This is a genomic window from Nonomuraea sp. PA05 (assembly GCF_008086045.1).
GTDB lineage: Bacteria > Actinomycetota > Actinomycetes > Streptosporangiales > Streptosporangiaceae > Nonomuraea > Nonomuraea monospora.
This window is the reverse complement of the sequence record NZ_VSEY01000067.1, coordinates 39,792-52,700: the sequence shown is the minus strand read 5'-3', so window position 1 is coordinate 52,700 and position 12,909 is coordinate 39,792. Positions and strand designations below refer to the sequence as shown.

The window sequence follows — 12,909 nt, the reverse complement described above, 5'->3', positions numbered from 1 at the left end:
ACCCGTACCAGACGACGAAGACCCGCTTCGAGGGCTCGGACACGGCGCAGAAGGTCGTCGAACGGTCCGGGGCCATCAGCCACGCCTCCTGACGTGCCGGGACGGCCGCGCCCTTGACGGGGCGCGGCCGTCGCGGTCAGTTCGTGCCTTCCCGCAGGGCCGTGGGGCCGGAGCGCAGGATGGCGACCAGTCGCTCCCCGGCCGCCCAGGCGAAGGACGCCGGCATCCGGTCCTGCCTGCGGGCCACATGGACGACGCAGCCGCCGTCCTGGCGCGGCCACACCCCCGTCACCAGCTCGCAGGTGGCCTCAGCCGGGTCGGGCCGGCGGAACGCCCCTGCCAGGCCGCCCAGCTCCAGGACGGGCTCCTGGTCGTGCAGGCTGAACATGGCCTGGTACAGCGGGGTGCCCGAGCCGTCACGCACGGGGTTGACGAGTTCGACGACCTCGCTGAACGGCACGTCCGCCGCCGCGAGCGCCGCGCCCGCCGCCTCCCGCACCTGGGTGATCAGGCTCTCCCCGTCGGGGGCCGCGGCCGGGCGGACGCGTACGCAGACCGTGTCGATCAGGCAGGTCAGCGCTGTGGCGAGGGTCCGGCTCGCCCGCCTGGCGACGGGGGTGCCGATCGCCAGGTCGGGTTGCCCGGCGACGCGGTGCAGCGCGTCGGCGTAGGCGGCAAGCAGCACCGCGAAGCGGGTGGTGCCGTAGGCGCGCGCGGTCTTGTCCCAGACCGCCAGCTCCCCGGCGGTGATGGTCCAGGAGCGGGACGCCGGCGCGTTCTCACCGGGAGGGACGGCCGGGACGCGCAGCCGGGGAGTACCGCCGAGGGCGGTGCGCCAGTAGGCGCGCTGCGCGGTCAGGTCCGCCTGCCCGCGCTGCCGCCGATACTCCGCGACCACCTGCCACAGCGCCGGGGGAGGCGCCGCGGGAGGTTCCGCGAGCCCGAGCCTGACCCGGTACGCGCGCGACAGGTCGTCGCACAGGACGCTCTGCGACCACTCGTCGAAGGCCACGTGGTGCACGGCCAGCCCGAGCAGCGTCCGGCCGGTGTCCGCGGAACGGACGAGGCCGGCCCGCCAGACGCGCCCGTCGCCGATGGCGAGCGGGTGGACCAGTGCCGCCTCCAGTGCCCGCCAGGCGTGTTCCTCGTCCGGCTCCGCGGGCAGCGCCAGCCACTCGCGTTCCTGGCCGACGGCGGGCGCGTGCGCGTCCACGAGCGCCAGCGGCTGCCCGTCCGTCTCGTCCACGACGTAACACGCGCGCAGCGCCTCGTGCCTGGCGGTCACGTCGCGCAACGCGCCGAGCAACGCGCCCTCGTCCGGAGGCTCGTCGAACCACCAGGCCAGGCGGCACAGGCCGGCGACCTCCTGCGGGTCGAGCAGGTGCTTGATGAGAAAGCCGACCTGCATCGGCATGAGAGGTACGCGCTCGGGGTCGATCCGCTCGTCCTGGGCGGGGGCGTGGGCGGCGTCCAGCCAGGCGGCCAGGCTGCTCGCGTCCGGGGTGCGGAAGAGCTGCGAGACCGGTACGGCCGTGCCGAAGCGCGACTCCAGCCGTACGCACAGCCGCATCGCGTCCAGCGAGGTTCCGCCGGCCGCGAAGAACGACAGGTCGGCCCGGACGCCGGGCATGCCGAGCACGTCGGCGAACACGGCGGCCACCGCGTCGCCGGTGAGTTCGGCGGTGTCCGCCCGCGCCGCGGTCCCGCGCCGGCCGGCCGTGCGCTGCGGCAGGGCGAGCAGCGCCCGCTGGTCGAGCTTGCCGGTGGAGGTGAGCGGTACGCCGCGCACCTCACAGACCTCGTCCGGCACCAGGTATCCGGGCAGGGCGGCGCGCAGCAGCGCGGACAGGTCACCCGGGAGGAGGGCGGCGCCATCCGCGAGCCGGTAGAACAGCACCATCCGCCGGTAGGCGCCGTCGTGGGCCTCCGGGACGGCGGCGCACCAGGTCACCCCGGGCACGTCGCCGGCCGCCCGCTCGATCTCGGCCGGTTCGATCCGGTTGCCGCGGATCTTCACCTGGCGGTCGGCCCGGCCGCTGTAATGCAGCAGGCCGTCGGCCGACCGGTGGCCGAGGTCGCCGGTCCTGTACAGCCTGGTGGGCTCGCCGTCGAGGTCCACGGTGGCGAACTTCTCCGCCGTCAGCTCCGGGTCGCCGAGGTAGGCGAGCGCCAGGCCGTCGCCTGAGACGCACAGCTCGCCCTGGACGCCCACCGGGCAGGGCCGGTCGCCGTCCAGGACGTGCACGCGGGTCTTGGCCACGGGCCGCCCGATGGGGATCTGCCCGCCGCTCGCGCAGTCCTCCGCCGTGATGCGGTGCGTGGTGGCGAAGATCGTGCTCTCCACCGGGCCGTAGCCGTTGACCAGGCGCAACCCCGGATGATGGTCGAGGACGCGCCGCACGTGCGCGACGGACAGGCGCTCCCCGCCGGTCATCACCTGGCGCACGCCGGTGAAGGCGGCCACGTCCTCGTCGGCGTACAGGTTGAACAGCGACGCGGTCAGCCAGAGGGTGTTGACGCCGTGGCGGGCCACCATCTCGCGCAGCTCGCCAGGCAGCAGGTGCTCGCCGCGGACCAGCACGGACGTGCCGCCGTTCATCAGCGTGCTCCACAGCTCCAGGTTGAAGGCGTCCCACGGCAGGGGAGCGGCCTGGGGCATCACCGTGTCCTGGCCGAAGTCGGCGAACGCGCAGTCCTGGAACAGCCGGACGGTGCCGCGGTGCGGCGAGACCACCCCCTTGGGCGTGCCGGTGGTGCCGGAGGTGAAGAAGACGCAGCACGCCGCGTCCTCCGTCACGGTGATCGGGGTGTGCGGGCGGGCGGCGGCGGCCACCTCGCTCAGGGCGTCCCGCGGCGGTGTCCAGACGCGCGCCGGCCACGCTGTGGCGGTGCGGCGGGTGACCAGGAGCGGGCCGCACTGGCGTACCAGGGCCGACAGCCGTTCGTCCGGCCACCGCTCGTCGAGCGCCGCGTAGGCCGCGCCGCGCTTGAGGATCGCCAGCAGCACCGCGACCAGGTGCGCCGAGCGCGGCAGCAGCACCGGGACGACCGTCCCCGGGCCGATGCCCAGCTCTCGCAGCGTCTCGGCGTAGGCGTCGGAGGCGGCGTCGAGCACGCCGTAGCTCACCTGCTCGGCGCCGTCGATGAGCGCGGTGGCACGCGGCCGGCGCGCCGCCTGCGCCCTGACCCGCTCGTGAACGACGTCAGGCCTGGTTTCAAACGCCTTCGCCGCGTTCCCCGCCGGCTCTGGCAGGGCCGTCTCGATGCGCATGTCAGCCCTCCCGTCCGGCGAGCCGCCCGAGCAGTGTCCCGATGCGGCCGGCCAGCGCGCTCACGGCGGGCGCGCGCATGACCGAGTGGTGGTCGCCGCCCACCACTTCGACGGTGAGGCGGTCGGCGACCAGCGCCGGCCAGCCGAACCCGGCGTCCTGCCCGCCCGCCAGCTCCTCGATCGGCCGGTAGAGGACCACCGGATGATCGGGCAGGTCGCCGGGGGTGAACTCGTCCAGGTACGCCTCCACCGCGCGGATGTTGTTGCTGTAGACGCGCAGCAGATGGCCGAGCTCGGTGCGCCCGGCACCGGCGGGCAGCACGCCGTGCTCGCAGGCGACGTCCAGCAGATGATCGAGCCGCTGATCGCTGGTCAGCGCCGCCAGGTCGGGACGCAGCCGGCCGTCGATGCCGAAGTGCCAGGCGAAGCGCCTGACCAGGACGTCCTCGGTGGGTTCCGCACGAGTGGCGCCCGCGCCGGCGGTGAGCGGATTGTCGCTGTCGATCAGCACGAGCAGCGCGGTCCGCTGGTTCTGGGCGCGCAGCACGCACGTCATCTCGTAGGCGATGATGCCGCCGAGGCACCAGCCGCCGATCAGGTAGGGCCCCTCGGGCTGGACCGCGCGCATCGCCTTGACGTACTCGGCGGCCATCTCCGGCAGGCTGGTCAGCAGCTCGCCGCCGTCCAGGCCGGGTGACTGCAGGGCGTAGAAGGGCTGGTCGGGGCCGAGGTCCCGGGCCAGCTCGCGGTAGCCGAGCGCGGTGCCGCCGCCCGCGTGCACGCAGAAGAACGGTTGCCGCGTGCCGCCGGGGTTGAGCGGCACGATCACCGCCTCCGGCGCGTCCGTATCCCCGCGAAGCAGGCGCGCCATCGACTCGACGGTCCCGGACGGGAACAGAGCCGACAGCGGCAGGGCATGGCCGGTGGCCCGGCGGACCTGGGCGATGAGCCGTACCGCGAGCAGGGAGTTGCCGCCGGCCTCGAAGAAGTCGTCGGTGACGCCGAGCGAGTGGTTGTTCAGTGTGTCCTGCCACACCGCGAGCAGGCGCGCCTCCTCCTCGTCGCGGGGCGCCACGACGGGGCGGGACGGATGGGCGGCCTGCGGCTCGCGTTCGAGCAGGGCCTTCCTGTCGACCTTGCCGTTGGGGGTGAGCGGCAGCGCGTCGAGCACCTCGATGGTGGCGGGGACCATATGGTCCGGCAGCCGTTCGTGCAGGAACTCGCGCAGTCCCGCGGCTGCCGGGCCGGGCCCGTGCGCAGCCCCTTCAGCAGCCCCTTGAGCAGCCACGTAGGCGGCCAGGTGGCGGTCGCCGGCGCCGTCCTGGCGGGCGAGCACGGTGACGTCGTGCACGTCGGGGTACGTCCTGATGACGGCCTCGATCTCTCCCGGCTCCACCCGGTAGCCCCGGATCTTGACCTGGTCGTCGACCCGGCCGAGGAACTCCAGCGCGCCACCGGGCAGGCGCCGCAGCAGGTCGCCGGTGCGGTAGGCGCGCTCGCCCGTGGGCAGGGTCAGGAACCGCTCGGCCGTGACGTCGGGCCGGTTGAGGTAGCCGCGCGCCACCTGGGGCCCGCTCACGTACGCCTCGCCCGGCACCCAGTCGGGCACCGGGTTGCGCGCCGGGTCGAGCAGCAGCAGCCGCGTGCCGCCGAACGGCCGCCCGACGGGCACCGTGCGGCAGCGCGCGTCCACGCCCTCGGCCACCGCGTAGGTGGTGGCGCCGACGGTCGTCTCGGTAGGACCGTAGTGGTTGACCAGCGCGCAGGAGCCGAGCTCGGCGATCCGCGCGGCCAGCTCGTGGGTCAGCGGCTCGCCGCCGAGCACCAGCGTGGTGCGCGGGAGCAGGTCGGCGGGCCTGGTCGCCGAGTCGAGCAGGGCGCGCAGATGGGACGGTACGATCTTCATCCGGTCGACGGCCTCGGCGCGCAGGTAGGCGGCCAGGCCGTCGGGGTCGGAGGCACGGTCCTTGGAGATGACGTGCAGCGTGCCGCCGCCGCACAGCGCGTGGAACAGCGCGGTGTTGCCGAGGTCGGCGGCCAGCGTGGACACCATGGCGAAACTGCCCGCCACCGGAGCGCCGAGTCTGCCGGTGACACCCGCCACGTAGTGCGCGATCTGGCCGTGCTCCACGACGACGCCCTTCGGGGTGCCGGTGGTGCCGGAGGTGTAGATCACGTAGGCGGGACCGCCGGCGTCCACCACGGCCGTGGGCGGCTCGGCGCCGCCCGGCTCGCGCAGCGCCTCCAGCTCGACGTGCCGCACGCCGGCGGGGAGCCGGCCGGCCAGGCGCGACGGGGCCAGCACCACGCGGGCACCGACGTCGCCGAGGATGAACGCGATCCGGTTCGCGGGCGTGCCGGGCTCGACGGGCACGTACGCGGCCCCGGCCATGAGCACGCCGAGAACGGCGGCGATGGCGTCCGTGCCCCGGTCGGCGAGGACCGGTACCAGCTCGCCAGGACGCACCCCGGCCGCGGCCAGCCTGCCCGCGGCGCGGTGAGCGCGTTCGCGCAGCTCGCCGTAGGTGAGCCGGTCACCTTCGAAGGCGACGGCCACGGCGTGCGGAGTGGCGGCCGCGTGCCGCTCGAACAGCTCGTGCACCAGGGCCGGGTTCCCGGCGGGCGGGCGGGCCCCGGCCTCTTCCGCGAGGGTCAGCCGCAGGGATCCCACCTCCGTCTCCGGCTCCGAGGCCGCGTGCTCGGCCAGCGCGGCCAGGCTCGCGGCGAGAGCGCGCACGTCGGCGGCGGCGTACCGGCGGGGACAGTGCTCGATCGTGAGCAGGACCGTGCCGGGCAACTCGACGCAGCGCAGCTCCAGCGGGGCCAGGCCGCTGGAACGCTCCAACGAGGCGATCGAGAAGCGCACGCCGCGGCCGGTGGGCAGCGCCTCGACCGTGTCGTGCCCGACGGCCACCCGATGGCCGGCGGCCGCCGCTCGCCCCGTGTCGTGGGCCGATGCCCGCCCCGTGTCGTGGGCCGATGCCCGCGCCGCGTCGGCGGCCGTCGTTCGTCCCGCGTCGGCGGCCGGGATTCGTCCCGCGTCGTAGGAGAACGCGAAGTCGCGCAGCTCGGCGTCCAGGTGCGCGACGCGCCGGACCGCCTCGGCGAGAGGCAGGTCGTCGGCGAGTTCCACGCCCATCGGCACTTCCCTGCCCACCGGGCCGATGCCGTCCCGCAGGTCCTCGTGGTCGCGGCCGGCGCAGGCCAGCGTCAGGGTCATGGCCTGCTGGCGGGTGTAGCGGTACAGGGTCACCGCCCAGAAGGCCGTGAGCACAGCGCCCGGCGACACGGCCAGCCGCCGCGCCATCTGCCCGGCGTGCTCCCAGACGCGCCCGGCGACGGGGACGCGGGCGCTCGCGGCCGTCGTCCCCTCCTCGCCGATCTCGCGCCGGAAGGGCAGCAGCGGCGAGCCCCCCGCCGTCTGCCGCTGCCAGAACTCGGCGCCGGCCTCGGCGTCGGGCGAGGTGAGCAGCTCGTTCATCCACTCCGCCAGGTCGGCGTACTGCGGTAGGTCCTGTTCGGCGGGGCCGGTGGCGGCGCCGTCGCCGTAGTGCGTGACGATCTCGCGGGCGAGCGCCGCCATGCCGGGGACGTCGGCGCAGAGCGCCGGCAGTCTCAGCAGCAACGTGTGCTCGCGCGCCGAGCGCCGGACCAGTTCGGCGCGCAGCAGGCTCACCCGGGCGAGGTCGTCCCGCGACGCCGCCTCCGCGCCGGCGAACGGGGCACCGCCCGCCCCGCGGATCAACGCGCCGGCGGGCACGTCCGCGGCCGGAGTGATCACCTGGATCGGCAGCGTCAGGCCCGGTACGAGGTGGAAGCCGGTCCGCAGGATCTCGTGCCGCGCCACCACCTCGGCGACGGCCCTGCGCAGCTCGTCACGGTCCAGGTCGCCGTCAATGGTCACCGCGCAGCGGATCTCGGGTACGGGCTCGCCCGCCTCCTCGGCTCGCACCCACAGGTCCCGCTGCTGCGGTGACAGGGCGAACCCCTCCACGTGGAGGGAGACCTGCTGGATGTCAGAAGCTCCGTTCACTGCACGTCCTCTCGTTCCGCGTCCGCGTCCGCGTCGGGATCGGGATTGGGGTCGGTCATGGCCACGAGCACCTTGCGCGGCCCGTCGTACGGCCGCCGGCCGTGCGACATCAGCACGTTGTCGATCAGCAGCACCTCGCCCCCGGCCCACGGCTCGGCGACGGTCTCGGCCGCGAAGGCCGCTCTGATCTCCTCCAGGGCGGCGTCCTCGATGGGGGAGCCGTCGCCGTAGAGGGCGTTGCGGGGCAGGTCGTTCTGCCCGGCGGTGGCGAGCAGCGACTCGCGCACGTCCGCGGGCAGGTTGGACGGGTGGAACAGGTGCGCCTGGTTGAACCAGGCGGCCTCGCCGGTCACCGGGTGGTTCGCCACCGCCTGGCAGACCTGCCAGGTGCGCAGCCGGTCGTGCGGCAGCCACTCGTAGGTGATGCGCAGGGTCCTGCAGACGCTCTCGACCTGCTCACGGCGGTCGGTCTCGAAGACCTGCTGCCACGACAGGTCGAGGCCGCCGCCGTAGTTGCGGACGTAGCGCACGCCCCGCTCGGCGAAGCGGCGGCGCAGGCCGGGGTCGAGCCGGGCGAGTACCCGGCGGCTGTCGGCGAGCGGAGTCTCCCCGCCGGCGGCCGCGGCGATCTTGCAGAAGAACCACAGCTTCATCGGCCAGCGGCGGGAGTACGCCATCTCGTTGTGCTGGGGAATGACCTGGTCGGGCGGGTACTCGGTCGAGGTGTACACACTGCCCTTCTCGCGTGAGCGGGGCGTCGAGCCGTACACGTAGTCGAGCAGCCCGGGACCGAGGCTGTGCGAGACGGCCTCGAAATCGGCGGCGGTGGCGACGCCGAAGCCGCGCAGCCGGATGGCGCCGCGCTCGTGCAGCAACCGCTCCACCTGCGCGCGGTGATCGCGCAGCCACCCCGCCAGGTCCACGCCGGCCACCCGGGGCCGCACCACGACCGCCAGGCCGGCCTCGGTGTCGACGCTCACCAGCTCCCCGTCGGAGACTCTGATGGCCCGTCGCCGGACCGTGCGTACAGGTGTGCCCGTGCCGCCGGACGCGAGCGGGCTGGTCATATCTGTGGTCATCACTTACCTCCGGTTGGAGCCGCGACATCCATCGCGGCGGACGACGACCGCACATCGGTGCGCAGCCGTGCGAGTGGTGAGATCAGCAGGAGCACGACGGGGACGGCGAGCCCGGCCCCCGCCACGAGGACAGCCGTCCGCAGGCCGGCGTGCTCGGCGAGCAGCCCGCCCGCGAGCGCGCCGACCGGCATCGTGCCGAAGATGAGGAAACGCATGCTGGCGTTGACCCGGCCGAGCAGCCGGTCGGGGGTGATGAGCTGCCGCAGCGTGACGACGGCGACGTCGAAGAGCGGAACGCCGAACACCAGCAGCGTCGCGGCGAGCCCCGCCAGGCCGACCCGCATCGGGTAGGGGCCGCCGGCGAGGCCGAGGACGACCCCGCCCGCGGCCGTCGTCGCCAGCCCGATGATGAGCGTGGGCCCGAAGCCGGCCCGCCTGATCAGCGTGGTCGCGACCGCCGCCCCCGCCACGGCGCCGAGGCTGCCGACCCCCAGGATCAGCCCGATCAGGGCCGGGCGCAGCCCGAGACCGTTCAGGATGAACAGCACCTGCACCGCCAGCAGCATGTTGCCGAAGAAGTTGGCCGTCGCCGCGGCGATCACGTTCCACCGCAGCAGGCGGTGCCCGAGGACGAACCGCAGGCCCTCCTTGATCTCGGCGGGGATCGAGCGGCCCGTCGCCGGGGCGGCCACGGCGGGCTCCCTCGTCCTGATGCGGCTCAGCAGCACCGCCGAGACCAGGAACGACACCAGGTCGACGACGATCGTGACGGGCGCCGAGACGAGCTGGACCAGCACCCCGCCCGCGCTCGGCCCGACCGCCTCGGCGCCGGCCCGGCTCATCTCCAGCTTGCTGTTGCCGTCGGCCAGCCGCTCCGCCGGTGTGATGGCGGGCAGGTACGACTGCGCGGCGATGTCGAAGATCACCGTCATCGACCCGAGCACGAACGTGACGACGTACAGCTGTTCCACGGTGAGCACGCCCAGCATCGCGGCCACCGGGATCCAGGCCAGCGCCGCCGCCCGTACGAGGTCGGCGCCGACGAGCAGCCCGTGCCGCCTTCTGCGGTCGGCCAGGACCCCCGCCGGCAGCGCGAACAGCAGCCACGGCGCGCGGCCGAGCGCGGTGAGCACGCCCACCTGGATCGCGTCGGCGTGCAACGTCAGGACGGCCAGCAGCGGGAACGCGATCACGCTGATCTGGCTCCCGGCCTGGGACACGCACTGTGCGGTCCAGAACTTCAGAAAATCTGCGCTGCGCAGCAGAGCCCCCGCCATCGATTGCCCCCTCGATCGATCCCGTAGGAGGAGGCGTTCCAAGTCGTTCCACGGGAGTGCCGACGATCGCAGAGAGCCTGCTGAGGAACGCGCTCGCGGAGGCCCGCGACGGCCGAGGGCTGAGCAGGCTGACGGTCACGGGCCGATCAGTGAGGGCCCGCGGGCGCGTCCGTCCTCACCCTGACCGGCCGGGCCGGAGCCGCTCGGCCGGTACGGCCCGCAGTTCCCACCGCAGCGGCCGTCCTGTCGTCAGGTCCGTGCCGTGGATCAGCAGGCGGCCGGCGGTGAGCTCGTACCGGCCGGACAGCAACCGGTCGCCCTTGCGGAGCCAGGTCTGCCAGATGCCGATCGTGGCGGCGGCCGGATCGACCTCGAAATGGTGCGTCTGCCAGGTCTGCCCATGGCGGAGAACCACCTGGAACGCGCGATTGTGCTCGAAATAGACGCGCTCGACAGGGCCGGGCAGGCCCGCCGGCTGGAAAGTGCCCGCGGTCACGTCCCACGTACCGTCCAGCGGGGTGGGCAGCCGATTGTTGTAATTGGCGACCAGATAGGAGCACGAAGCCGCTCCGATGACCAGGAGCAGGACGACTCCGGCGTGCACCCAGCGCAGGCGCGCGGATCGGGTTCCCGGCGCGATGCGATTCTGGTCGCGCCAGAACAACGCGGTCAGCTCCCGGCGGTGCTGCCACAACAAATACCCGGCGCAGGCTGTCCCGAGCGCGGCGACCACCATCGCGTCGATGGCGATCCCGTAGGAGACGTTCAGCACGGTGATCCCGCCGAGCAGCGCCGCGGCTCCGGCGGCGCCGAGCAGGGTGGTGCGGCGAAACGCCAGCGCCAGGCCGAAACCGATCTGCAGGAGTGCTATCAAATTGCCGAAGATCGGTGAGTATCCGAAGTAATACCAGGTCAGCCAGAATCCGCGGACCGTGCCCATGGGTTTGTCGAGCTCGGAATCGAGAATGGTGAACTGCGCGCCGAAGATTTTGGCGAAGCCGTACTGCAGCAGAATCACCGTGAGGGTCCAGCGGCAGATCGGGTAGAGCAGTTTCCTGCTCACCGGCTGACCGCCCTCGTCATTGCGTTCCGTCGACGATTCCCGCGCCATGCTTCCGCTGCCCTTCTTCGATTCCGGTGATGACAAGTTCGGGCGACTGCAGCTGCCGGTTCTGCGGTAGATAATGCATGATCTTCTTCGGTGTTTGGAGGCGCGGGATGCGGTTGTGGCCGATCGGTGATGAGCCCGGGGCGGGCATCTCGTCCACAGCGCTCGGCGGCGGCACGTCCGAGCGTCGCCAGCGTCGGACAGCGGGTCGGGCAGGTCTGTGAGGTCAGCGGACCTCGCGCAGGAACCGCTCGGTCACGTGCCGGGTGATCTGGCTGCCGAAGCCGCCCCAGCTCAGGTCGAACTGGTGGTCGGCGTACGGGATCTCGACCAGCCTGTGCTCGACCCCGGCGGCGGCCAGGCGGCCGGCGAAGGCGCGGGTGTCGGCGGCGGGCTGCAGGAAGTCGCGCCCGCCCTGGACGAGCAGGGTCGGCGGGAGCCCCCGGCGGAGGTAGGTGAGCGGGGAGACGCGCCCGGCCTCCTGCGGCGACGGCAGCGGGCCCTCCTCGGTGAGCTGCCGCCGCAACGGCTCGGCCAGCCGGAACGAGGGCGTCATGGGCCTGGCCAGGTCGGCAGGGGGGTACCAGGCGACGACGGCGGCGATGTCCGGCTGCGGGGCGGGGCAGGTGGCGGGCAGCTCGGCGGCGGTGGTGTAGGAGGCCAGCAGCGCCAGGTAACCGCCCGCCGACTGGCCCATCATGACGATCCGGTCCGGGTCGGCGCCGTAGCGCGCGGCGTTGCGGGCGACCCAGCCGAGCGCGCACTTCACGTCCCCTGGCGTCGTCCGCCAGTCACCGGAGCGGAAGAAGCGGTAGGAGATGTCGAACACGACGTAGCCGGAGTCGGCCAGCCAGGCGTCCCAGCGCGGGAAGAGGCTCTGCCCGGCCTGCTGCGTGCCGCCGTGGATGTTGATCACCGCGGGTGCGGGAGCGCCGGTCGGCCGTGGGGGCCGCCAGACGTCGAGCATGAGGTCGGTGCCGCCGATCCGGGCGTACCGGACGGTGGCGTCAGGCCCGCGCGCGGCGGTGCTGGACAGCCCGCCGAAGTACCGTGACGGGCTCAGCCGGACGTCGAGCTCCCGCGCGGTCGCCCAGGCCGAGACCGGCGGCAGCAGGCCCGCGACGAGCAGCGTCGCGTTGACGAAGGCCACCACCCCCGCGCTCCACGCCGCGCCCCACCTCCTCGCCAGAACGGCCGCCCCCGCTCCCAGCGCCGCGAGGCCCGCCAGGGCCAGGCTGAACTCCGTGACCAGCATGCCGAGCGCCCACAGCTCCAGGTTCGGCATCGGCAGCAGAGCCGGCGCCGCGAGGACGAGTGCGATCACAGCGGCGAGCCAGGACCCGGTCAGCGCGATCCTGCGGCGTCCTGTGTGCCGGTGCGGTGCCATGACGCCTCCTTCTGAATACGATCGTATTTAATACGACTGTACCCGCATGCCGCCGCATGCGGGAGACTGGAGGAATGCCGAAGTCGGTCGATCATCAGGCGCGGCGCCGCCACATCGCCGCCGCGCTGCTGCGCGTCACCGAGCGGGAGGGGATGGAGGCGGTCAGCGTCCGTACGGTCGCGGCCGAGGCGGGCTGTTCGGTGGGCGCGGTGCAGCGTTACTTCCGCACCAAGGACGAGATGCTGCACTTCGCCCTGCGCAGCGTCGTCGAGTCGGCCAGGCGGCGCCTGGGCGGGATCCGCCTGGGCGGCCCGGACGCGATGACGTTCGCCGGCGCGCTGCGCGCCGCGATCCTGCAGTCGCTGCCCCTGGACACGACCAGGCTGGGGGAGGCCCGCGTCTGGGCCGCCTTCTACGCGAAGGCCGCCGTGCGGCCGGACTTCGCCAAGGTGATCGCGGAGCTGCACCAGGAGGCGCTCGGCAACCTGGACCGCGCGCTGCGGTACGCGCGTTCCACCGGGGAGCTGGGCCCTGGCCAGGACACGGAAGCGCTCGCCCGCCTCATCCTGGCGATCATCGACGGCCTGATGTGGGCCATCCTGATGGATCCCGGGCCGGAGCTCGCGGGCGCGGACGCCGTACCGCAGCTCGCGGCGCTGGACGCGGCGCTCGGCCTGATCACGCGCTGATCGGTACCCCTTGTCCACCGATCGGTGGACAACAGGTTCAACCCATCGCCGCTGCCGACGGGGCG

The 12,909-nt window shown here is 73.5% G+C and carries 8 protein-coding genes; 1 reads left to right on the top strand and 7 read right to left on the bottom strand.

Translation table 11 applies throughout. The features are described 5' to 3' along the window. Positions 1-136: 136 nt before the first annotated feature. The 7 genes from FXF51_RS55985 to FXF51_RS55955 form a co-directional block, all read right to left on the bottom strand. A complete protein-coding gene (locus tag FXF51_RS55985) occupies positions 137-3,271 on the bottom strand; it encodes a non-ribosomal peptide synthetase (RefSeq protein ID WP_148443049.1) in 3,135 nt (1,044 codons plus the stop codon). Between the two features lies 1 nt (position 3,272). After that, complete coding sequence (locus FXF51_RS55980) at positions 3,273-7,304, bottom strand: non-ribosomal peptide synthetase (protein ID WP_187415117.1); 4,032 nt, start codon at positions 7,302-7,304, stop codon at positions 3,273-3,275. Further along, the gene (locus FXF51_RS55975) at positions 7,301-8,383 is read right to left on the bottom strand and encodes a TauD/TfdA family dioxygenase (RefSeq protein WP_222871926.1); all 1,083 of its coding nucleotides are present in this window, start codon (positions 8,381-8,383) and stop codon (positions 7,301-7,303) included. The genes FXF51_RS55980 and FXF51_RS55975 overlap by 4 nt, the downstream gene beginning before the upstream one ends. Then, a complete protein-coding gene (locus FXF51_RS55970) occupies positions 8,383-9,660 on the bottom strand; it encodes an MFS transporter (protein ID WP_148443047.1) in 1,278 nt (425 codons plus the stop codon). Before FXF51_RS55970 ends, FXF51_RS55975 begins: the two co-directional genes overlap by 1 nt. 175 nt (positions 9,661-9,835) lie before the next feature. Further along, a complete protein-coding gene (locus tag FXF51_RS55965) occupies positions 9,836-10,771 on the bottom strand; it encodes a hypothetical protein (protein WP_148443046.1) in 936 nt (311 codons plus the stop codon). Further along, positions 10,740-10,928, bottom strand: coding sequence for a hypothetical protein (locus FXF51_RS55960; RefSeq protein ID WP_148443045.1), 189 nt, complete (start codon positions 10,926-10,928; stop codon positions 10,740-10,742). Before FXF51_RS55960 ends, FXF51_RS55965 begins: the two co-directional genes overlap by 32 nt. A 66-nt stretch (positions 10,929-10,994) precedes the next feature. After that, entirely contained in the window at positions 10,995-12,155 is a 1,161-nt protein-coding gene (locus FXF51_RS55955) for an alpha/beta hydrolase (protein ID WP_148443044.1), read from the bottom strand. Between the two features lie 74 nt (positions 12,156-12,229). On the opposite strand from FXF51_RS55955, the gene FXF51_RS55950 reads away from it, so the two are divergent. Next, a complete protein-coding gene (locus tag FXF51_RS55950; protein WP_148443043.1) occupies positions 12,230-12,844 on the top strand; it encodes a TetR/AcrR family transcriptional regulator in 615 nt (204 codons plus the stop codon). Positions 12,845-12,909: the final 65 nt, after the last annotated feature.